Here is a 21,660-nt window from a genome sequence, read left to right as displayed (position 1 = left end):
TGTCGAGATGCACTGAAGATTGCGCGTCCGCCTGCTGAGCACATTGCGCAAACGGCGTGTTCAGGGGCGACCGTGCAAAGCAGCCGTCCCTTGTGCTCACGGAGGGTCTCGGAGCAATGGATGCCGAACCAGCCTCAGTAGATGCATGGTGGCGGATCGTGGGGCCGGTCTGAACGCGCTCGTTCGTATAGGGCCCCGTCACCGGAACACCTCGCCGGGCGGGTCATACGGTCACCGGCCAGAGTCGCAGTGTGGCTTGCGCCGTTAAATGGCGGGGTTCTGTAGGTGATATGTGGCGGGCCCCGGTCAACTGACGCCGATGACGAGAGTGCTGGCGGCGGCTTCGATGACGTCGTTGGTGATGGTGTCGAGTTCGTTGATCTTCAGGACGCGCTCGATCTGGGGGAAGAGTCGTTCCAGAAGCCGGAAGTTACCTCGGGTGATCCGGGCGATGGCGGCGATGGCTTGGGCGTCGGTGAAGTCCTCTGGGTCGAGGATCTTACCGAGGGCGCGCCAATGCCGTTGCAGGACGAAGAGCAGTTCCTCCTTGCCCAGGGGCCGGTACTGGTGGGCGAAGCCGACGCGGCTGTAGAACTGGGGATAGTGGCTGAACTGCTTCTCCAGACCGGGCATGCCGATCAGGATGAGGGCAAGGTTTTCTCGGTCGTAGCGATCGCGCAGCAGTTCCATTGCGGTGGGGCGGAGGCGTTCGGACTCATCGACGATGACCAGCTCCACGTAGTTCCTGCTGTGGCGCCATCCGCGCGTCTCTGGCGTGACCTGCCCGGCCGGCGCGAGGTGCTGCTCGATGCAGATGTTGGTGCGGGTGATGACCTGGTCGAGTTCGTCCTTCAAGGCTCGTGGCGTGGTCAGCACGCTGGGGGTGTAGAGCACGGTGCGGCTCTTGGCCAGCGCAGCGTAGACCTGCGCGTCACTGTCGGAGCGCGGTCCCCAGTAGGTCAGCAGGTCGTGGACCTTGTCCCAGCGGGCGTAGCGGCGCGCGGAGAGCGTCTTGCCCACGCCGGCTGGGCCAAAGCACAGGCCGATGGTGTGCCCGCGCCGCACGGCGTCGGCGAACTCGGTGAAGCGGCGGTGTTCTTTGGTCACGATGAAGCGCTGACTCACCTTAGGTCCTCTCTGTAAACCTTCAACTTCCGCCGTGGCGCCGGTGGCGGCGCCTCGGTCGCTGGTGGCGTTTCGGTGGTGTGGGTGGCCACGACGGCGATCCGCTCGTTGATGCCCTCCCGCAACGCCCGGCGCCGGGCGTTGCGGGAGGCCTGGACCTCCTTGAGGCTGACCTTCTGGTCGTGGTGGTCCTGGTTGATGGCCTTACAGACGAACTCCTCGTGGTCGAACACGCGGATCTCGGTGATGTCCCTGGGGTCGTAACGGATCACGACCGCCCGGCCGACATAGCCAGCCAGGGTCGGGGAGATGTAGCGCAGGCCCTGGAAGTGGATGCCATCGCGGCGCACCACCCTGGTCTGGGCGACGGTGAGCAGCAGCCCGTCGAGGTCCTCCAGGCTCTCCGGCATGCGCGGTAGCCAGCCATCGGCGATCCAGGCAGCGCGCGGGGAGGTGCCGAGCTCGCTGTGAGTCCGGTCGTTGTAGGTGATCACGAACTCCTCCAGCGCAGCGTCGAGCTCAGCCAGGGACAGCTTTGGCGTTGGCCAGGGGTGGCCCTCGGCGATGTACCCAGGCAGACCAGCCAGCAGCTCGGTGTTCACGGTCCCGAAGATCCTCTCCACCTTGCCGCGACCCTGAGGACGAGCGACAGCAGAGTGGATGAGCCGGATATGCAGGTCCACGGCTGTGCCGGTGAGTTGGTTGCTGATGAAGTCGCTGCCGTGATCGACGTAGAGCACATCGGGCAGGCCGCACATCGGCCAGGAGAGGACGGCCTTGTGCCAGATCGCCTGGCGCAGCGCCAAGGCGGTGTTCATCGCCGAGGGCGCGCCGAGGAAGACGGTGTAACCGCAGATCGCCCGGGAGTGGTCATCGATGATCGTGGTCAGCCATGGCCGGGCAGGCTTGCCGTCGGTGCCCACCACGAGGATGTCGAGCATCGTGTGGTCGGCCTGCCACATCGCATTGGGGTGCTCGGCCTGCCGTCGCAGCGCCAGTTCGTACTTGTCGCGATACGACGTCGGCCCTTCCAGGGCAAGGGTGACCATGCCCGGGTCGAGGTCGGCGATGATCGCGCGCACCACGCCATAGGAGGGCGCCGGCCATCCCCCCTCCTCGCAGATGGCGCTGATCTTGCGGTGGATGGTGATGATCGTCGGGCGGGGCTTGCTCAATGCCAGCCCCTCGATCAAGGACACGAGCTCGGAGGGCAGGTGATGGCTGCCGGCATCAGCGCGTCTTCGCGTACCGAGGCCCGTGTACCCCTCGGTGCGGTAGCGGGCGTGCCAGCGCTCCAGGGTGCGCAGCCCGACACCGGTGTCCCGGGCCAGGGCGGCGAGCGGGATCTGGTCCTCGACGTGAAGCCTGAGGATCTGCCAGCGCCCGGCCGCGTCCATGACCTACACGGCGCTTCTCGACTGTCGTGGTTCCTCCTACGGGACGGACAACTGGACCGACCGCAACCGCTGCGAGGGCGGACCACTGAGCGTTAGGGGGTCCCGTCCGGCTCCGATGCCCTCTCCAGGCTTCGGACCGCTGCCAGGCGGTGGAGCTCAGACCGTCGGATGAGGAGTGCGGCAACGGGCGCCCGCGATCGCGCTGGCGGCGTGATGATTGGTCGTCATTCGCGCCCTTTGGTTCCTTCGCGCACCATCCGACGATGTTCGCCGCGGCCGGCGGCGTGCCCGCGTTGCGGGCGGAGTCGTTCAGTCGCGAGCGATGTGAAGGGCGACCCAGAGCGCGCACCTTCGGCAGATGTAGGCCGGTTCGCTCCCGAGTGCGTGGAGCGACCTTCGTGGCCGCTGGCGGCCGCAGCACGAGCATCGTTGCTGGGTGTCATCGGCCATGTCGCGATGGTGCCACGGGCCGGTGACCTTCGCGGGTCACAGGTAGCGGCAGACGTCCTCGGGGGAGCATGTGGCCGGGTCGCCGGTGGTGGCGTGCTCGCGCAGGATGGCGATCGTGGTGCGTAGCTGCGCGAGCTCGGCGAGCTGCCGGTCGATGACCGCGAGGCGGGTGTCGAGCAGGTCGGTGACGTGCTGGCAGGGGGCCTGGCCCCGGTCTCGGATGGCCAGCACCTGGCCGATCTGGGCCAGGGTCAGCCCGGCGGCTTGGCCCCGGCGGATGAAGTGCAGCCGGTCGAGCACCTCGGGGCCGTAGTCCCGGTACCCCGCCGGGCTGCGGTCGGGGTCGGGGAGGAGTCCGACGTCCTCGTAGTACCGCAGGGTCTTAGCTGTCGTGCCCGACGCCTGAGCCACCTCACCGATCCGCATGCCACTCATTCTGCCTTGACCTTCCAGTGCACTGGAAGGTCGATCCTGGTCCTGAGGCGCGGCAACAAGGGAGGACTTATGACGGCAACGGACAAGGGCAGGTCGTATGACCTGGCAGTGATCGGGCCCCGGTGGGGCGGCGTTCGCGGCCGCGATCCGCGCCACCACCCTGGGCAAGCGGGTGGTGATGATCGAGCGCGGCACCATCGGCGGTACCTGCGTGAACACCGGGTGTGTGCCCTCCAAAGCCCTGCTCGCGGCCGCCGAGGCCCGCCACGTCACACTCGACGCCGCCCGGTTCCCCGGTCTGCCACTCCCCGACGCCCCACCGGTCGACATGCCCGCCATGGTCGCCGGCAAGGACAAGCTCGTCGGATCGCTGCGCAGCGAGAAGTACGCGGCCCTGGCCGCCGAGTACGGGTGGGCCCTCCACCCCGGCGAGGCCACCTTCGTCGGCACACCGACTGAGCCGGCACTCCGCGTGACCGGCCCGGACGGCACGGCGGAAACCGTCCGGGCCGCGCACCACCTCATCGCTACCGGCTCCACGCCCTGGGCGCCGCCGGTCCCCGGCCTGCAGGAGGCCGGTTATCTGACCTCGACGACCGCGATGGAGCTGGACCACGTCCCGGAGTCGCTGCTGGTCATCGGCGGCGGCTACGTCGCCATGGAGCAGGCCCAGCTCTTCTCCCGCCTCGGTGCCCAGGTCACCATGCTCGTCCGCTCACGGCTGGCCTCCCACGAGGAACCCGAGGCCGCCACCGCCCTGGAAGAAATCCTCGCCGACGAAGGCATCGAGATCATCCGCGGCGCGGTGCCCACCGCGGTGCGCCGCGACCCGGCCACCGGCGAGGTCACGGTCACCGCCACCACCGCCGACGGCTCACACGAGCTCCGCGCGGCCGAGCTCCTCGTTGCCACCGGCCGCCGCCCGGTCACCGGCACGCTCGGCCTCGACACCATCGGCGTGCGCGCCGGCAAGCGCGGCGAGGTCATCATCGACAGCCACCTGCGCACCACGAACCCGCGGATCTGGGCCGCGGGTGACGTCACCGCCCACCCGCAGTTCGTGTACGTCGCCGCGGCCCACGGCGCCCTGGTCGCCGACAACGCCCTCACCGGAGCCGGCCGGGAGGTCGACTACCGCCACCTGCCCCGGGTCGTGTTCACCAGCCCCGCCCTGGCCTCCGTCGGAATGACCGACCAGCAGGCCCGCACTGCCGGGATCCGCTGCGACAGCCGCGTCCTGCCCCTGGCGCACGTCCCGCGCGCCATCGTCAACCGTGACACCCGCGGGCTCATCAAGATCGTCACCGACGCCGACACCGGCCGCATCATCGGCATCCCCGCCCTCGCCCAGGACGCCGGTGACCTCGCCGCCGCCGGCGTCTACATCCTCGAGGCCGGCATGACCACCGACCAGGTCGCCAACCTCTGGAGCCCCTACCTGACCATGGCCGAAGGCCTCAAACTCACCGCCCAAACCTTCACCACCGACATCACCAAACTCTCCTGCTGCGCAGCATGAACCCGCACAGGGATCCCTATACCGGAGCGTCGAGCCTGGCGACCTCTCTCGTTCGCTTTGGCTCCGTCAGAGACCGAACGCTCCTCCGCTGACGAGGATGACGATGCCGAGGCCGATCAGGACGATGGGGAACAGGATGTGTTCCCAGCGCTCGAGGACTTCAGCGATCGGCGGCCGGGTGGCAACGAACTTGGCGACTACGACCAGGACCGCGACGAGCGCGAGGAAGACGAGGCAGTAGGCGACCACTGCGATGGGTTCCACGCTGAGGAAGACGGGGACATAGACGCCGATGTTGTCTCCGCCGTTGGCGAAGGTGACTCCTGCGACGGTCCACGCGCTGACCTTCGTGCCCGTGACCTTGGCGTCATCGTCGTCATCGTCTCCGCGCCAGGCTTGCCATGCAGCCCAGAGACCGAGGGCCAGGGGGATGAGCCCGAAGTACGGGATAGCTGCTGAGGGCAGGAATGCTCCGGCTCCGATAGTCACCAGCACAGCGGCACCGAGGATGCAGGCGAACCCCACGTACTGGCCGACCAAGATGCGGGTGGTCGTCCCGCGTTGGCCCGCGCCGCGGGCGAAGAACAAGGAGAGCACGATGATGTCGTCGATGTTGGTCGCGATGAACAGGCCGATTGCCTGCAGGACCGCAGCCAGGATCACGCGCCCGCCTCTGCTGCGTCGCATCCGTGCACCGAGCAGGCAGGATCGATGCACGGGGCGTTCTCGTCAACCGCGAGGGTGACGTCAACCAGGGCGGTCAGCGCCTGCGTCAGGTGGGGATCGGCGATCTCGTAGCGCGTCTTGCGGCCCTCGGGTTCGGCAGCAACGATGCCGCAGTCGCGCAGGCACGCCAGATGATTGGACACGTTGGAGCGTGTGAGGTCCAGATCGCGGGCCAGCTCTGCCGGGTAGGCCGGCCGGTCGAGCAGCGTCAGGATGATCCGGGACCTGGTCGGGTCGGCCAGCGCGCGGCCCAACCGGTTCATCACGTCCAGGCGAGAAGCAATGGTCAGCATGCGCTGAACTATACAGCGAGGACTGAAGTGGTTTTACGCAGCCCGGAGTCGCTAAGCGTGCGAACGAGGCTGTGTCAGTTGGGGATCGACCCACGGGACGATTCGCCCGATCATCAGGGAACTCACGAAGCGGCGACAGAACCCCGCCACATAACGGCCAAGGCCACAGTCGCAGGCGCACTTGCCTGCGTCGTTGCCATAGGGGGTTCCTCTACCGGGACGCTGCATTCCGCCGATCCCTGACGGTTGGAACGAGGTAGAAGGTCTTGGGGTCTATGTCGGTGAGTGCGAGCAATCCAGCTGGGGACGATTTCACCGTGCTGGGCGAAGTCTCTGATGGCGTACGGAGTCGGACCGCGAGGACGGGTTCCTCGTCGATTCTCTGCACGAGGGCGTAGCAGACGGCGAGCACGTGCCGCCTCTCGATGCGCCCGGTGTCACCGGCCGCGGCGATCTCCTCGATCCGTGGAGCGATGCGGACCCCGGCCGCGGTGAGGTCGGTCGCCAGGCGGTCGGGCAGGTCACCAGCGTGTAAGGAGCCGGTGCTCGTGAGTGCACGCTCCACGGTGCGCTGTTCGTCGCCGCTCCAGGCGGGGATGTCGAGTGCGAGGGTCTGACCGTGGCTGCGGTCGGTGATGGAGGCGGTGACCCGACGGCCGGTGATGGTTAGGTCGGTGATGGCGTGTCGGGCCAGCGCGCGGGCGCGGGGAAGGTCGCGGTCGGGTGCTCCGGTGATGAGGACGGGTTCGATCTGCTTGAGCCAGGCGCGCCCCCATGCGGTGGCGCCGAACTCACGGGTCACCGCGCTGCCTCAGGGCCGAGGCGCAGGATGCCGTAGAGCTCCTCGTCGCCCAGGGCGAGCAGGTCGGCCTCGCCTCCGGTGAGGGCGGCGTCGGCGAGCCCGCGTTTGCGCTCGTGCATGGTGGCGATGTGGTCCTCGATGGTGCCGGCGGTGCGCAGGGTGTAGATCGTGACCGGCTGGTTCTGCCCGATGCGGTGGGCACGGTCGGAGGCCTGGTCCTCGACAGCGGGATTCCACCAGCGGTCGTAATGGATCACCGAGGTCGCACGGGTCAGGTTGAGACCGAACCCGGCTGCGCGCAGCGAGACCACCAGGACGTTCGGCCCCTTGCCGCTCTGGAACTCATCGACAATGCGGTCGCGGTTGGCGGGGCGCAGGCCGCCGTGGAGGAACGGCACTGCCAGGCCGTGGCGGTCGGCCAGGTCGGCAGTAAGCAGCCGGCCCATGGCGGTGTACTGGGTGAAGACCAGGCAGCCGGCGCCCGTGTCGATGATCTCGTCGAGCATGTCGGCCAGGCGGTCGAACTTGCCCGAGCGTTCCGTGAGTGGCCCGTCCTGGCCGAGCACTTGAGCGGGATGGTTGCAGACCTGCTTGAGCCTGGTGAGCAGGGCCAGGACGGAGGTGCGGCGTGCCGACCCGGCGCCCAGACCGGTGTCGAAGGCCTCGGCCAGCGCGGCCTCGTAGAGGCGTCGCTGTTCGGAGGTGATGGCGCAGGCCACGTCGATGACGTGGCGGGCCGGCAGCTCGGGGGCTACCTCGGTCTTGGTGCGGCGCAGCACCAGGTCGCGGGTGTGGGCGGCGAGCCGGTGGGCAGCGGTGGGTGAGCCCCGGCGCTGGATCGGCACGATGTAGCGGTCGCGGAAGCGCCGTCGGGTGCCAAGCAAACCCGGACGAACCAGGTCGCCAAGCGCCCACAGGTCGCCCAGCTGGTTCTCCACCGGGGTTCCGGTGATCGCCAGCCGGTAGTGAGCGGAAATCGTCTTGGCGGTGCGGTAGGCCAGGGTGCGCGGGTTCTTGATCTGCTGGGCCTCGTCGAAGGCCACGACACCCCACAGGCGGCCGGTCAGCCGGTCGGGGTCACGGCGCAGCCGCGCATAGGTGGTGACGGTGACGGTACCAAGCGCAGCCTCGTCGTGATCGCCGACGGCGCGCAGGCCCGATGCGTGGCGGGCGATCTCGCGCGCCCAGTTCGCACTCACCGAGGTCGGGCAGATCACCAGGTGCGCCGCCTTCGGGTGGCAGAGCATCAACGCGATGGCCTGGAGCGTCTTGCCCAGCCCCATGTCATCGGCCAGCACCGCGCCGCCGTCACGGTCGAGGAGCCATTGGACGCCGGCGAGCTGATAACCCCGCAGCGTCGCCGTCAGGCCCGCCACCGCCAGCGAGTCCGTGAGGGTCAGCGCGGAGCGCAGCCGGTCTGTCGTGGCCTCGGCGGTGAGGACGTGCGCCCCGTCGGGAGTGAGCGCGCAGTGCCCAGCGACCGGCAGAGGCACCCGCGCGTCGGGTCGGCCGGCCAGCAGCGTCCAGGAGCGCAGGGAGCCGCCGTCCTGCGGGCTGGGTTAGCGGCCACCCAGCCAGGCCCATCCTTCGCGCAGGGCAACTTCCAACCCGCGAACCTCGCGGGCGATGACCTCCCCGTTCTCGGGGACGGCCAGCCGCATGGTCGCGATGGTGCCGGCGGGCGCGTCGAACAGCGGGTCCGGGGTGTGGGCTGACCACAGGAACCAGCTGGCGCGCTCGGGCACATAGGTCAGTTGCGTCCGCTCGGTCACGACGTCCGGTCCAGCAGGGACTGGGTGTCGTGCAGGCTGGCCTCGATGAACCGTGCGATCACCGCCCGCTCTGCCGCGGTGAACGACGCGAGGGTGGCCCGGGTCTGCGTATCGAGTCGTCCGTAGCGGGCCAGCATCTGCTCGCGTGCCTTGGGGACGGCTTCGATGAGAACTCGGCGCCGATCGGTGTCGTCGCGCACTCGTTGCACCAGGCCGGCCGCGGTGAGCCGGTCGATCATGTGGGTGATCGCACCGGTGGTCAGCCGTAGCCTGCGCGCCAGCTCACCGGCCGGCAACGGGCCGTCCACGATCACCTCGTGCAGGCACGACAGATCTGACGGGCCGATGCCTGCCTCCCGGGCGATCACCTCGTTGACCGCGTCCACCGCCGACAACCACGGCGGCAACAACCGAGCGATCCGCTCCACGACGTCGTCATCTTCCTCTGCCATCACTCCCAGTGTAACCCTCACTGACTCAGTATCTGAACTGTTCAGGTATCCTACCCGGGTGCGCTCTCGGAACCTCGGCCTCGTCGCGATCCTCCTAGCGGCCTTCGTGGACCTGTTGGGGGTGACGATCGTGACGGTCGCCCTGCCCTCGATCACCGACGACCTGGCGGCCAGCCCCGCGCAGAGTCAGGCGATGCTGTCGGGGTACACCCTGACGTTCGCGGTCGGATTGATCACCGGTGCTCGCTTGGGCAAGCGGCTCGGGTTGCGGCGCGCCTTTGTGATCGGAGTGGCCGGCTTCACCCTCGCCTCGCTGGCCTGCGCACTGGCGGGTGCGGCGTGGGTGCTCGTGCTCGCCCGGGTGGTGCAGGGGTTGTTCGCCGCGCTGATGGTGCCCCAGGTGCTGGCCTTCATTCAGCTCATGTACGACCCCAGTGAGCGGGCCAAGCCGATGGCGGCCTTCTCCGCTCTGCTGGGCATCGCCGCAGCGGCGGGGCCGATCCTCGGCGGGGTGCTGATCGCCCTCGACCTGTTCGGCACCGGCTGGCGCGGAGTGTTCCTGGTCAACGTTCCGATCGGTGTGGTGGTGGCCGGGCTGGCCCTGCGCGCCTTGCCGCCAGCTCGCGCGGATGGCCACGTCAGGCTCGATCCGGCCGGCTTGGCGCTCTCGGCGGCCTCGCTGTTCCTGATGATGTGGGGGCTGGCCGGGCTGGCCGACACTCAGACGCCGCTCGTCCAGGTCGCCGTCATCTCGCTCGGCCTGGTGCTGTTCCTGGTGTTCCTGGTCCAGCAGCGGGCCAGCGACCGCCGAGGAGGGCAGCCGCTGGTCCCGCTGGCCTTGCAACAGCGCAGTACCTTCCGGTCCGCCGTGGGGGTCCAGATCTTGTTCTTCATCCCCGTCATGGGCTTCTCCCTCGTCATCACCCACTACGTCCAGACCCACCTGGACTACACCGCCCTGCTCGCGGGGCTCGTCGTGCTGCCCTGGGCGCTGCTCACCGGGGTCGGCGCCGGGGTCGGGACCACGGTGCTGCTGCCGCGGATGGGCCGCCGGGTGATCCACATCGGGCTTCTCACCATGAGCCTTGGCATGGCCCTGGTCGTCGCGGTCGTGCTCCTCGCCCCGGCAGGGCCGGCGTTCTGGCACTTCCTGCCCGGCAGCGCCATCGGCGGCCTCGGGATGGGCCTGGTCGTCGGCCCGCTGACCGAGATCGCTCTCTCCCGGGTGTCGCGCGAGCACGCATCCGAAGCGTCCGGCGTGTTCAACAGCGTCGGTCAGCTCTCTGCCAGCTTCGGATTCGCCACCGTGGGCAGCACGTACTTCGCCATCGCGGCCGGCGCGGCCGGGCCCTCCGACGGCCTCTACAGCGACGCTCTGAGCGTCGCTTTAGGCGTCGGGATTGGTGCCGCTCTCCTCGCCGCCGCGGTCGCCGTCCGCCTGCCCCAGCGCCACATCAACTCAGCGAACCAACCCACGGACGTCGACGTTGACCGATGACCACGACGCCTGCTCCGGTTGACGATCGGCAAGCGGGTGACACCGTCGACAGGGTCGATTGTCATGCTGCCGCTGCGCCTCTCACGCGTCAGTTTGTCGGGCTCACGAGGCGTTCGACTTCAGACAGGGCTCTGGTGAGCGGAATGCGCTCCTGCTCGATCCGGCGGTGGCCAGAGTGCTCGGGGTGCAGCAGACGCAGGTACACCTCGAGCTCGTCGGCTCGGAGGTGGTCGACCACTCGCGGTGCGCCCGCCACGAGGTCACGTCCGTTCTGGTCGTGGTTCGTGCCGTACGGTTCGAACTCCTCATACGCTGCAACGTTCATCAAGATCGAATCGAGGTCTCGATCGAAGTCGATGCGGTAGCCGTTGAGGATCTCGTAGCCGTCGCGGTCCATGTCGCCCCAGTAGACGACCAGGGGCGCTTCTCTGATCCAAGGGAAGGACGCCACGGTGCGGCCTCCTCTGCCGACGCCCTCCACAATGAGGCCTCCGGCCAGCTCAGGGAAGTGGATGGCAGTGTCCTTGTTCTCGGAGATGACGACCACCTCGGGCTGGTAGGCCGGTGCGAACGTATCGCCCACTGTCGCCGAGTCGTGCAGCCTGCGGCCATCGGCTCGGTGATCCGGATCGAGGTAGGTGAAGTGGATTCGCGCAGGATGGTTCGCCAACAGGCCAAGGTCGTCCAGCCCAGTGAGCGCGAGCACGGCTGCACGATGCGCCTGCAGCCACTTGGCGTGAACGCCGGGAATCGGCACCTGCCGAGGCGTCAGGCCCCGTGCCAGCGATGGGTCAGCTCGATACCAATCGACGACTTTTAGCAACAGCGCGAAGTCGATGTCTGCGTAGCCGTCGACGAGCCGCAGGATTCTGCCGGCATCGGCCCGGTCAAGGGTACGGCTGCGGTCCAGCAGCACTGCGAGGCGCTCCCGCCCACGTGCCAACCGCTCCTGCCAACCCTTCCCGACGATGGTTGCGGCCTGGTCGACCGACGTGAGCAGCACGTGGGTAGGCACTACTTGCCGTGTACCGCCCTTGGCGATGCGCGACGTGTAGGTCAGCTCGACGCCATGGCCCCTAGCCCATTCCTGCCACGTGACGGTCAGCGCGTGGATGGCGGCGTAGTCGGCCCGCAGGTCAGCACTGGCCGCACGGCCTAGCGGGAAGGCGTGCGGGAACGCCGACGTGGCGCCTTCTGTAGCGCTGACGATCTCCGAGTGCCAATGGTTGACCAGCCGGCGCTCCATGTCCTTGGTGACCGCTGCAGGCGTCTTCACGACGAGCCCTGCTGCTGCGCATCGCTCAACTCGCGCACGAACGAGTAGCCCTTGGGACTCTTGGTCACGGTGAGCAGCAGATCCATGTACGGCTCCAGCGCGGTGACCTGCCCAAGAGGGGCGCCGATGATGAGTTGGAAGCCGAGGTTCTGCCAGGCCGTCACCGCACGCCCGGCGAACTCGCTGTCGGACTTGATGAAGCCCTCGTCCAGGAAGACTGGCGCGAACCGGGGCCTGCTGCGCGACTCGTCGCCCAGTTGGTAGCGCAGCGCAGCGCCGACGATGAAGGCCACGAGCTCCTGGGTCTCGCCGCCGGACTTGCCGCCGAGCGAGTCGTAGGTCGCGATCTCATGGCCGTGCTGGTCGACGCACACGGCGTTGATGACCACGTGCTGGCGGACGTCGAGGTAGCCGTCGCGCATCGACGTCGATTTCTTGGTGTGACCGGGCGGGATGCTGATCTTGGTCATGAACTCGCGCAGCCTCTTGAAGCGCGACTCGACCTCCGCGTCGGTCAGTTCGAGAGCAACCCCCGAGGACAGCTTGCGCAGGTCGCGCTTGAAGTTGGAGACGTCCTCGCTGATCATCCGGCGGTGTTTGATCTGGAGGTGACCCTTGCCGCCGAAGGGCAGCGTCGCCAGGATCGCGTTGATCGGCACGAGCCGGTCCTCGACGTCCTCCATCGCTGTGTCGAACGCCTCGTTGAGGGTGAGCAGGTCGTTGCTGGACCATTTGGCGAACTCCAGACGCCACTTGTTCCGCCGCTCGTGCAGTCCCCCGGTCTGGATCCGGTCGAGGATCTCGCGATAGCCGTCGGCCGAGGCGATGCTCGTGCCGAGGTTGTTCTCGGTCCAGCGCGCCTTGTACTGCTCGAACATCGACTCCATGGCGCGCACGGTGCGGTCGCGGCTCTGCCGAGCAGTTGCGCTCTCATCGCGCAGTCGCTTGCCCATGGCGCGCATGTTCGAATGGAAGGACCCCAGACTGGTGACGTCCCAGTTGGCGGCGAACATCTCGTCGAGATAGCTCTGCTGCTCATCGGTCACGTGAGCCGATTGGGCGTCGTCGATCGCATCGATGGCGTCCTGCACGGCGTCCTGCTCGGAGGCGAGGTCACCGTGCTGCTTTGTCAGCTCGGTCAGTCTGTCCTCGTCGAGGACCTTGGTTCGGTTGGCCTCCTTGTGCAGGAGGCTGACCTTTTCTTCCTCGGCCTGGAGTGCGTCGAGGATCGAGTTGGCCGCCCGCAGCTTCGCGATCTCGGCTTCGAGCTCCTCGATCCGGCGTGCGAGCCCGAGGTGATCGATGTCGGCCCACCTGGCGTTGGCGACGTAGGTGTGGGCCTCCTTCTGGGACTGCAGGCTGGCCGAACGAGCGCGGAGCTGCTCGATCCTGCCCCGCACGGCCCTGATCGCGGGTTCGAGGGCACCGAGCTCAGCTTCGATGTCCGTGAGGCGCCGTTCATTGGAAAAGCCGATGATGTTGCCGTCGTGGGACTCGCCGTGGGCGCCCTTGTCGCCGTCGCGCGTCTGCCCCGTAAGGGTGACCATCGGCTCGCGGTCGTTGAGCTGGCTGGCGTTCTCGACGCACCGGTGGTCGGTGCCGTGAGCGGTGACCCTGTCCTGGACCCAGGCAGAGAAGGGCGAGTCCTTGAAGGCGAGCTTGCCCGAGACATAGGCCTCGTCGCAGGGGAACTCCTCGTGGGCAGCCAGGTCTACGCCTTGGAAGCGGATACGTGGCGTGATCTTGATCGGATCGATGGCAGCCGAGAGCCGCTGGCGCGCATGCCGATCGACGAGCACCGTTCGTGCGATCCCGCCCAAGGTCGTCTCGACGGCCTTGCGCCAGCGCTCCTGATCGGGGCGCACGTCGATCAGCTCGGCGACGAAGGGGAGATCGATCATGGGGTCCAGCCCAGCGGCTTGGGCCATCTTGACCCGGGCCTCGTGTAGGCGCCGCGGAACCATGCCGGCGCGACCGGCCAAGGACGCCTTCTCCTCTAGCAGCTCTCGCTTCTTGGTGGTCAGTGGCGACAGGTCGTCATCGCGGATGGCGTCCTCTTGGTCGCGCAGGTCGTCCGCGCGCGCATCGAAGCCGGCGAGGAACTCGGCGGCATCTGCCTGGGCCTGACCGAACTCAGCAGAGTTCTCGGGGACGAGCAGGTTGATGGGCTCGGTGCTTGCCTGGAACTTCAGGTTGGCGGCGTACACGGCATCCTGGTGCCCCGCGAGGATATCGATCTCGCGCTTGCGGGCGTCTATGGCGTCGCCACCGTTGGCGCGCTTCTCCTGGGCGATCTGCTTGAGCCGTTCGGCGTGGCGCTGTTCGTCTTCCCTGGCCTGCTCGAAGCGAGTCTTGGTCGTTGCGTACTCGCTCCTGTTCGTCGCGACGGCCCCATCGAGCAGTTCGCGCTCGGTGTGCAGGCGCCACAGTTGGAAGGGAGTGGGGCCTTCACGGTTGACGCCGAATGCCTCGATGAGGGCAGCGGTCGACTCCGCCTGCGCGAGCTCGTGCTGCAGGTCCGGCAGTTGCTGCAGCGCCTTCACCTTGTCGGCCTCGTCGAGCATCTTCTTGTACGACGCGTCGAGGTTGGCGAAGTGCTCGATGGCGTTGTCGGCCTTCTCGAAGGTGATCGGCTGCTCCAGGACCATGGACTTGTAGAGGGTGTCGACCCGCTTGACCTCCATGCCTGCCTGGACCCTGGCCAGTAGGCGCATCGCCTTGCGGCCTCCGTCGCCCCCGCCGATGCCCAGACGCGTGTGGAGCGTGTCCTCAAACTCCCGGAACGTGTTGAAAGGGAGCAGGCCGATGCTGCGCAGCGCCCGCTTGTCGAATCGGGTCGCAGCCAGCGGTTCGAGCTGGGCGAGGTGGAGGTGGCCATCGAAGGTTGCGTAGGACGTGACGACGTCGCCGCCGGTCGTGGAGCCGGCCTTGACGAAGTAGATGCGCACCACGGTGAAGCGGCGCCCGTTCTCGTTGAGGAAGGTCGCAGCGAGGGCTCCCCAGATGTGCTCGCCGTTCCCTCCGCGCAGGACGTGGTCGCGCAACTCGTTCGAGCCGTCGACGCGGGCGCTGTCCATTTTCCCGCGCAGGTACGTGAGTAGGTTGCGCTGCTCGGCGGAGCGGGCCCGGCCGGCTGCGTCGTTCGAGGCGCCATTGAACGGTGTGTCCGAAGGCATCATCAGGGCGATGTAGGCATCGAGCACAGTGCTCTTGCCGGAACCCGAGGCGCCGGACATGAGCGTCGAGCCGTGGTGGACGCGCACCTGGTGGGCCCCGTGGAAGCCGCCCCAGTTCACCATCTGGATGGACTCGATGCGCCATTGGGCGTGATCGCTGGGTTTCGCCGCACTCGATGGAGCGACGATCGGCAGGGTCAGTTCGGCAGTCATAAGGCCTCCACGTCACCCGAGTCGAACAACGAGTCAGGCGAGGCAGCCTCGTCGTTGTCGTTGTCCACTCCGTCGTGGGCCGCCTCGCGGTCGCTGCTGCTGCGGTCCAGAAGCCAGGTCCACAGAGCCCGCAGCTTCTCGATGGGCAGCAGGACCTCGATGATCGGCGAGATCTGGAATCGGTCGGGATCACCGGTCCGCAGCAGTACCCCCGCAGCCAGCAGCGCATCGACGGCGTTGTTCGCGCGCTTGTGGTCCATGGCCCGGTTGGTCGCCGCGTCAGGTCTCTGGTCGGCCACCTCGTCCAGGATCGTCTGCCGGTCGACGAAGACCGTGTCGTCCCCCTCCTGCCGCTGGGCGAAGAATCGCCGGCGCAGGGAGACCATCATGATCGTCTCCTCCTTGTTGTGCGAGACGTTGCGTAGCAACGACGGCAGCGGCTGATCGTCGTGGGAGGAGGCAGCGCGCTTGAATGCGATCTGGTGCTCACGGTCGACGTGCAGATCCAGGAATAGGTCGTGCAGCCGGGAGGTGATGGTCCCCTCGTGGTCCATGAGCACGGCCCAGTGCTCGGGGTGGCGATCTGCGGAGATGTACCGGTGCTTCAAGAGCGCGTGCAGGCACAGCCGCTGCTGCGGGAACAGGGTCGAGGTGTCACCCTCGAACATTGCCAGCGACAGTCGCTCTTCCTCGTCCTCTGAGTTCGAGGCGAACACATCGTCATCGAGCTCTGCGTAGCGGTCGTCGGGCTCGACGTCATGATCGAATGACTGGTCTGTCATGAGGCAGGCTCCTGCTGTTGTGTGTCGCCTTGCAGTGATGTGGCGGGCATCAGGAACGAACGTGTGCTGCCGTCCGGGCGCACGGCATCGACCTGCTCGGGCTGGGAAGCATCGACCGCGGCATCGAGGCGAGCGAGCAGGTGCATCAGGCCGAGAACCTCGACGGGCCGGCGCAGCTCGTCGGGCTGGACGTTGAACAGTGCAGCCGCTGATTCGATGACACCGCTGTTTGCGAGAGCCTCGTCAACCAGCCGAGTCAGCTCCTCCAGCGAGGGACCGCCCTGCTTGCGGATGTACTCCAAGGACAATGCTTCGGGCTCGTCGTCGGAGGTATCGGCCAGCTTCTCGGGTGGTCGCTCGCTGTCAGGGTCGAAGACGCGCAGTTTGAGAGCGTCGATCTCCAGATGGGCTGGGATCAGCTCGACCTCGACGTGGTCACGCGGGCGCGCAGTCTGCATCCAGGTGCGCATCGAGGCGTCGATGCCCTTGAGCACCTCGTCCAGCTCGCGGTTGCGGACGTGGTCGTAGTTGAGGATGTGCTCGGTCAGCGTGGTGGTCAGCCGGCTCTGTTGGCCATTCACGTCCTCGATGCCCCGACGTATCACGGCTACGGTCCCGCGCAGTTGCTTGGTCTCGTCGGGCAGCATCATGCCGGCGATCGGGTGGGCGAGGATGGTCCCCAGGTCGGTGCGCAGGCTGCCGAGCCAGTCAGGATTGCGCAGCAGCTCCAGGGCTCCTTGGAAGGCTCGGCCCTCTGGCGTAGCGGTCAGCAACTGGCTCGACTGCTCCAGGTAGTCGTCGAGCACCTCGCCGATGGGACTGTCGTCCTGGCGGAAGCGCGAGGCGATGCTGCGGTGCATCTCGCGCATCGCCTCCTCGACGCGCCGGAAGTCCGACGGCAAGCCATCGAGCTCGCGCAGCACGTTGGCGAACTGCTCGATCAGCTCGGACTCGCTCGCGACCGCGAGTTCTCCTCCAGCCCTGAGCCGGTCGTGCTCCGCAGAGAGCCTGGCGATCTCCTCGGATAGCCGGCGCAGACGCTCCTCGCGGTCCGGGTGAGCTGCCAACGCGGCCTCGCTGACGACCCGGCGCATCGTCTCGATCCGGGAGAGCGAGAGGTTAAGTTGGGTCCGGGTAGCCCGGGTCACGTAGTCCATCGCCTGTTCGGCATCGCCGGTGGGACGGTACGTCTCCTGGCCCTGGCCGGGGTCGCGGTACAGCCATCGCTCGCGCACCCATTGCATGGCAAGCGCCTTTCCGGAACTGGACGGCACTTGGTGGCCTGATGCGCGCAGCTCGTCTAGCAAGGCGTCCACCCTCGTGTGGAAACGCTCAACGGGCATGGGCTCTGCATTGTCCGGAAACAGCGCTGCGAAGATCGGAAGCACGATGACCGCGCTCTTGCGGTCAAGGAGCTTGAGCGTAGGAGTGCCCAGAGCAGCCTCGATCCGAGCGAAGTCGCCCTCTATGCCGGTCGCCACGGTCAGTCGCCGAGAAACTGGACCGCGTGGCTCCGACTTGGAGCGAAACTAAGCCCGCTCACGACGGTGCAGTCGGTCGGAGTCACGAACACGCCTCTAATGATGGCTACCAGAGCTCCAGTAGGCAGGCGCTGAGGGGGTACCGAGTCCACCCCACGGCGAAGCGCACTGCGACCCCCACTTCCTGCGGGACCGAAGGGAAGGCGTGGGCGTAGCGAGCTGCTCACGCTCTGGCCCTCGTGAACCCGGATGCGCATTGCGACTTCGCTGGGAGAACCAGGGACCACGCCGGTCGATCGATTGACCTTGACCAAAAAGCTCGTGCAAGGCGACGTATCGTGCCGCGGCCGTTGCGTGGACCAGCCAAGAAGGGGGGCGCAACAGTCGTTCCAGGTCATGGTCACCGCTCCGAGGAATCCTCGCCTGGGTCATCGTCCGGCGGCGACGCATTGCGCTCGGCTCCCCGGGTTGCCTGGTAGGCGAGCCCGTCCATTGCCCGAAAGAGGCCGGGAAGGTCGCGAACTAGGGCCCGGGGGTCCTCGGCAATGCCGAACCGGGTCAGCCATCTGCGGGTCTCAGCGCGGACCTCCTCAGCTTCTGGCGAAAGGTCGAGCTGACCCGAGATCTCCTCAATAAAGTCGAGGACGTCTTCGTTCCGGGCTTGGTTCTCGTGGGTCCTCTTGAAGTCCCTCTTGGCCCGGTTAATCCGACTGGAGATCCGATCGACTGTCTCAGCCCGTTCGGCGACTCGCTGCTTGGCGGCGATCTTCGAGAGCAGCAGTCCAAAGTTGCGCGCCGCCGCCTCGATGTCATCGACGGACACTCGTGAGCCTCGAGCGTTGCCGGCAAGAACGTCAACGGTCGCTCGCGCAAAGGCGACCTTATCGAGGTGAAAGCTGGCGATGCCGGAGCGCTCGGCGATGGCTCGCTCGAGACACTTGAGCAGTCCAACTGACACTTCGGGGCGGGAGGAAGAAGCGTGGTCACTTGTAAGGACATCCTCGGCGCTGAGCCCGTAGTCGCTGACCTTGGCGGCGGGCACGAACTCCAGGCAGTAGCGCTCCGCAGCGGCCAGAGCAATGTTGAATGGAATTAGGTCCTCGATGCCAACCACGCCGCCGGGGCTCTCCGTGGTCAACCCATCGAGCAGGCCCTGGCCCAGCTGGAGGACGAGTTCGGGGTCAAGGAGCTTGTCGCCGTATGCTCCCCCGGCGGCGAGATCCAGGCGCGCTTCATCCCCGTCCTTGTCGTTATCGAGGAGAACCACGACGGGCGGCTTGTCAACATCTCGACCTCGAGCCAAGTACACGAGGTAGGGAATGTGTCGCGTCCCTCCGGCGGGAACAATGGTCACGCGGTTCAGGTCCAGCCTGTCTCGATTGGCCACACCTCGCGTCTTGAGCCAACGGGACACTCCTGCGATCAGGACCTGATCTGAGGGCCCTTCGACCATGATGTTGCAGTTGCCGATGAACGTCGTTTCGGCGACGAAACTCCCGAAAGCGGAGCGAAGCGGCTCATAGTGGTTGGCTGCCACTGACTTGACGACCCGTGTGCCCTCGTCATATTCGCCCTTTTCTAGAACCCGGATGCGGTCGGCCTCGTTCTTGTCGATAAGGAAGGGGGAGTGGGTGACGTAGACAACCTGAACCGGACGTCGGGACGGGTCCTGCGGCGCGGCGAAGTCATCAAAGATTGCCAGAAGGTCCTGTTGGCCCGAGGCCGAGAGGAAGCGATCTGGTTCGTCCATGAGGAGGATCTCGGGCCGCCCGTCGCTTCTTGGTTGGTGCGCCAGGTATTGGACGAAGTAGCTGAGGAAGTACTTGAGACCATCGCTCCTCTCGTCGAAGCCGTAGCTGCGGCCAGTCCGATCACGGATCATGAAGACGAGGTCGAACTCGTAGAGGGAGACGAACAACTCGAACTGCGAGTCCTGCGACCACCAGTGTGGGAAGTTGCGCGCCTTGGCGAGTTCTCCGTTGATGGTGTCGACGATGCTGTTGGCGTATCCGTTCTTCGAGCGCACCGCATCTTGCAGTTCAACGAAAAGTGCCCGGCTGAGTCCAGCGACCTTCGTCAGGAGATCGTGGGCAAGCTTGTAGGTCTTCAGTTCGTCGTCAGTGGCGTCCCTTGTGTCCCTGAACAGGGATGAGATCTCCTTCGCTTTGGCCTGCACCTGACTGTCGCTGGCGAACCAGTCGCGGTTTGCCTTGACTCCGTCAAGGATCGCGCGGAGAGCATCACGGCCGATACCCGCCTTCTTGGCCCCGCTGGCGAGGAAGTCGATGGGAACACTGTCCGGTAGGGGCACGTCCGCATCGATCTCGAACGGGGCAGGGATGTTCAACTTGTCGAGGGCCGAGGGTGTTTTGATGTGAAGACCTTCGGACCACTTTCCCTCCTTTCGCACGTACATGCGGTGCTGAGGGGTCGTGTTCATGCGGAAGATGGCTACTTGGTCAGCGCCCGCGATCGATTTGTGCTCCGTCGCGCCCTGGATCACCTTGACGTCCTCGTCGTTTACGTCGGTGAACAGCGCGCCAAACTCCGGCTTCGTGATGGTCGGATCGACGCCGAAGAACCTGGAGTATCGACAGAAGTCACTCCGCTCGTACCCCGCGCCGGTGAGTGCAGCCGAGATGGCCCGGAGGATTTGGGTCTTCCCGGACTCGTTGCCGCCGACGACGGTGGTGATGCCCGGCCTCAGCTTGATCCGAACAAACGGGTAGTTCCCGCGTGGGGTTGGGTCCCAGGGGTCGGGCTCGTAGCGGCCATCAGAGGAGCGGATGAAGTCATAGTTGAGGGAGCGATAGAACCTGACGTAGATCGACTGCAGTTGCATGACGGGCCTTTCCTCGTGAGCCTCCAGTTATCTATAGCAGGGCCTACCGACAAGAGCACCGGCTCGGGAGTCACGCCCGCTTGTGCAGGGCGAGGGCGAGATCCAGTTGTTGACGCCCGTCGAGGGATGCGGCGAACTGACGGTAGTGGGCGCGGTCGTTGGCGGTCGGTCGCTTCCCTCGCCAGACGGGTGAGAGGTCGAGGTGGGCGTGGGCGACGTGGACCCACTGCAAGGTGAGGGCGAGGTCGTGGTCGCCGTAGCGGGCGTCGGGGCGGTTGCGGCGGGCCCATTCGTTGAACCATCGGGTCATGCCGAGCCGGTGGTGGATCTTGGCTTCGGTGGCTCGGTAGTCGCGCCGTTCGGTCTCTTTCCCGGCCCGCCAGATCCGGCTCTTCCACTCATCCGCGCTGACCAGCATGGTGGCTGAGCAGGCGCGGGCGCAGCGCACACCCATGGGGCCGGGCATGTTCAGCGCTTCGGCGGCCGCGGCCCAGGTCGTCACGTCCGGGTGGAGCCGCGCCAGGGACAGGGACGCGAACAACCGCACGGTGTCCTCGCTCGAGGTGGAGGCGCCGTCGAGGTGCTCGAGGTACTGGGCGTTTGGGATGACCTGCGGGATGAGGGTGAGGTTGATTGGCATACGCCCTCCAAGATGGTTGTCGAGGTGGTGGGACAGGCGCCGGTGCGGGGCGCGGGCGGCCATGACCAGGCGGGTCAGGGTGGGGGTCATGACGGTGCGGTCGGCGAGCCACCCGAGCGGGCCGTCGTTGGTGGTCGGGGTGAGCTCGGTCCACGTCGTCAGCCGGGTAGCAGCCTCGTCTACGTCGGCGGCGGTGAGGATGCCGTCGGCCGTCGCCAACGCCCCAGCGCGAAGTGCGGGGGGCTCGGGTGGGCGTAGGCCCCAGCGCGGTCCGCGATCGCGGCTTCGGGCTTCGGTTTCACCCTTGAGGTCGGTCACCCAGGGTGCCAGCTGTGCCGCGCCGGGCTGACCGGCGAGGTGAAGCAGGAGCGTGGCGAGGTGGCGCAGGTCTGAGAGGTAGGTCCTCGGCTTGGCAGCCTGTCCGAGCACGGTCACCTGTTGTCCTCCGAGGGCGCTGTCCACGCGGGCCTGCACGGCGATGACATCGTCGGTGGCCGAGGTGGCTTCGATGGTGGTGAGGTCGTGCTGGCACTGCCGGGTGGGGCCGGCGCCGAGCGGGTTTCCGCACACGGTGGCGGCGCCGACGCGGCGCAGGTGGGAGTGGCGCTGGTCCCGGAACGGTCGCCGACAGGACGGGCACCGGGCAACGAGCAGTGACCTGTGTTGTGTGCAGGTGGTGACGGTGAGGAGCCGCCACGCAGACTACCAAGCACCGTCCGCGGCGAGGCATGCCGGGCAGATCTGGGTGCCGTGGGCGGGTGCCCAGCCGCGGGCGGGGACC

The 21,660-nt window shown here is 67.0% G+C and carries 16 protein-coding genes and 1 pseudogene; 2 read left to right on the top strand and 15 right to left on the bottom strand.

Features of this window, described 5'->3' with window-relative positions:
• Nucleotides 1-306 precede the first annotated feature (306 nt).
• The 3 genes from BN13_RS06215 to BN13_RS06205 form a co-directional block, all read right to left on the bottom strand.
• Nucleotides 307-1,125, bottom strand: coding sequence for an AAA family ATPase (locus BN13_RS06215; RefSeq protein ID WP_048544689.1), 819 nt, complete (start codon nucleotides 1,123-1,125; stop codon nucleotides 307-309).
• Nucleotides 1,122-2,522, bottom strand: coding sequence for a Mu transposase C-terminal domain-containing protein (locus tag BN13_RS06210; protein ID WP_048545308.1), 1,401 nt, complete (start codon nucleotides 2,520-2,522; stop codon nucleotides 1,122-1,124). Before BN13_RS06210 ends, BN13_RS06215 begins: the two co-directional genes overlap by 4 nt.
• 486 nt (nucleotides 2,523-3,008) lie before the next feature.
• Nucleotides 3,009-3,398, bottom strand: coding sequence for a heavy metal-responsive transcriptional regulator (locus BN13_RS06205; protein ID WP_028708020.1), 390 nt, complete (start codon nucleotides 3,396-3,398; stop codon nucleotides 3,009-3,011).
• Nucleotides 3,399-3,476: 78 nt separating this feature from the next.
• Between BN13_RS06205 and merA the strand changes: the two are divergent.
• Nucleotides 3,477-4,926: pseudogene (gene merA / locus BN13_RS06200) on the top strand (mercury(II) reductase).
• Between the two features lie 66 nt (nucleotides 4,927-4,992).
• On the opposite strand, the gene BN13_RS06195 reads toward merA, so the two are convergent.
• The 6 genes from BN13_RS06195 to BN13_RS06170 form a co-directional block, all read right to left on the bottom strand.
• Entirely contained in the window at nucleotides 4,993-5,589 is a 597-nt protein-coding gene (locus tag BN13_RS06195) for a cadmium resistance transporter (RefSeq protein WP_030153505.1), read from the bottom strand.
• Nucleotides 5,586-5,945, bottom strand: coding sequence for a Cd(II)/Pb(II)-sensing metalloregulatory transcriptional regulator CmtR (cmtR, locus tag BN13_RS06190; protein WP_028708027.1), 360 nt, complete (start codon nucleotides 5,943-5,945; stop codon nucleotides 5,586-5,588). The genes BN13_RS06195 and cmtR overlap by 4 nt, the downstream gene beginning before the upstream one ends.
• A gap of 211 nt (nucleotides 5,946-6,156) precedes the next feature.
• A complete protein-coding gene (locus BN13_RS06185; RefSeq protein ID WP_048545306.1) occupies nucleotides 6,157-6,747 on the bottom strand; it encodes a hypothetical protein in 591 nt (196 codons plus the stop codon).
• The gene (locus tag BN13_RS06180; protein WP_053079739.1) at nucleotides 6,744-8,240 is read right to left on the bottom strand and encodes a DEAD/DEAH box helicase; all 1,497 of its coding nucleotides are present in this window, start codon (nucleotides 8,238-8,240) and stop codon (nucleotides 6,744-6,746) included. The genes BN13_RS06185 and BN13_RS06180 overlap by 4 nt, the downstream gene beginning before the upstream one ends.
• Nucleotides 8,241-8,306: 66 nt before the next feature.
• On the bottom strand, nucleotides 8,307-8,519 hold the full coding sequence (locus BN13_RS19940; protein ID WP_048545305.1) for a hypothetical protein: 213 nt from the start codon (nucleotides 8,517-8,519) through the stop codon (nucleotides 8,307-8,309).
• Nucleotides 8,516-8,971, bottom strand: coding sequence for a MarR family winged helix-turn-helix transcriptional regulator (locus tag BN13_RS06170; protein ID WP_048545304.1), 456 nt, complete (start codon nucleotides 8,969-8,971; stop codon nucleotides 8,516-8,518). Before BN13_RS06170 ends, BN13_RS19940 begins: the two co-directional genes overlap by 4 nt.
• Nucleotides 8,972-9,029: 58 nt before the next feature.
• Between BN13_RS06170 and BN13_RS06165 the strand changes: the two genes are divergently transcribed.
• Complete coding sequence (locus tag BN13_RS06165) at nucleotides 9,030-10,469, top strand: MFS transporter (RefSeq protein ID WP_048545302.1); 1,440 nt, start codon at nucleotides 9,030-9,032, stop codon at nucleotides 10,467-10,469.
• A gap of 88 nt (nucleotides 10,470-10,557) precedes the next feature.
• Here BN13_RS06165 and BN13_RS06160 read toward each other — a convergent pair whose 3' ends face one another.
• The 6 genes from BN13_RS06160 to BN13_RS06135 form a co-directional block, all read right to left on the bottom strand.
• Nucleotides 10,558-11,745 (bottom strand): Wadjet anti-phage system protein JetD domain-containing protein, encoded by a 1,188-nt coding sequence (locus BN13_RS06160; protein WP_048545301.1) that lies wholly within the window; start codon nucleotides 11,743-11,745, stop codon nucleotides 10,558-10,560.
• On the bottom strand, nucleotides 11,742-15,134 hold the full coding sequence (locus BN13_RS06155; protein WP_048545299.1) for an ATP-binding protein: 3,393 nt from the start codon (nucleotides 15,132-15,134) through the stop codon (nucleotides 11,742-11,744). Before BN13_RS06155 ends, BN13_RS06160 begins: the two co-directional genes overlap by 4 nt.
• On the bottom strand, nucleotides 15,131-15,916 hold the full coding sequence (locus BN13_RS06150; protein WP_048545297.1) for a DUF4194 domain-containing protein: 786 nt from the start codon (nucleotides 15,914-15,916) through the stop codon (nucleotides 15,131-15,133). Before BN13_RS06150 ends, BN13_RS06155 begins: the two co-directional genes overlap by 4 nt.
• Nucleotides 15,913-17,397 carry a DUF3375 domain-containing protein gene (locus BN13_RS06145; RefSeq protein WP_048545295.1) on the bottom strand — a complete coding sequence of 495 codons (1,485 nt, stop codon included), beginning with the start codon at nucleotides 17,395-17,397 and terminating at the stop codon, nucleotides 15,913-15,915. The genes BN13_RS06150 and BN13_RS06145 overlap by 4 nt, the downstream gene beginning before the upstream one ends.
• A gap of 400 nt (nucleotides 17,398-17,797) precedes the next feature.
• Nucleotides 17,798-20,239 carry an AAA family ATPase gene (locus BN13_RS06140; protein WP_048545293.1) on the bottom strand — a complete coding sequence of 814 codons (2,442 nt, stop codon included), beginning with the start codon at nucleotides 20,237-20,239 and terminating at the stop codon, nucleotides 17,798-17,800.
• A gap of 70 nt (nucleotides 20,240-20,309) precedes the next feature.
• Entirely contained in the window at nucleotides 20,310-21,449 is a 1,140-nt protein-coding gene (locus BN13_RS06135) for a hypothetical protein (RefSeq protein ID WP_048545292.1), read from the bottom strand.
• Nucleotides 21,450-21,660 lie beyond the last annotated feature (211 nt).

Source organism: Nostocoides jenkinsii Ben 74 (assembly GCF_001046875.1).
GTDB classification, from domain to species: Bacteria; Actinomycetota; Actinomycetes; order Actinomycetales; family Dermatophilaceae; genus Nostocoides_A; species Nostocoides_A jenkinsii.
The sequence above is the reverse complement of the archived record's forward strand: the minus strand, read 5'-3'. Positions and strand labels throughout refer to the sequence as shown.

Excerpts from the sequence above, each read along its gene's own strand:
- BN13_RS06210 (WP_048545308.1), bottom strand. The coding sequence starts at position 2,522 with ATGGACGCGGCCGGGCGCTGGCAGATCCTCAGGCTTCACGTCGAGGAC.
- BN13_RS06205 (WP_028708020.1), bottom strand. The coding sequence starts at position 3,398 with ATGCGGATCGGTGAGGTGGCTCAGGCGTCGGGCACGACAGCTAAGACC.
- cmtR (WP_028708027.1), bottom strand. The coding sequence starts at position 5,945 with ATGCTGACCATTGCTTCTCGCCTGGACGTGATGAACCGGTTGGGCCGC.
- BN13_RS06170 (WP_048545304.1), bottom strand. The coding sequence starts at position 8,971 with ATGGCAGAGGAAGATGACGACGTCGTGGAGCGGATCGCTCGGTTGTTG.
- BN13_RS06155 (WP_048545299.1), bottom strand. The coding sequence starts at position 15,134 with ATGACTGCCGAACTGACCCTGCCGATCGTCGCTCCATCGAGTGCGGCG.
- BN13_RS06150 (WP_048545297.1), bottom strand. The coding sequence starts at position 15,916 with ATGACAGACCAGTCATTCGATCATGACGTCGAGCCCGACGACCGCTAC.
- BN13_RS06140 (WP_048545293.1), bottom strand. The coding sequence starts at position 20,239 with ATGCAACTGCAGTCGATCTACGTCAGGTTCTATCGCTCCCTCAACTAT.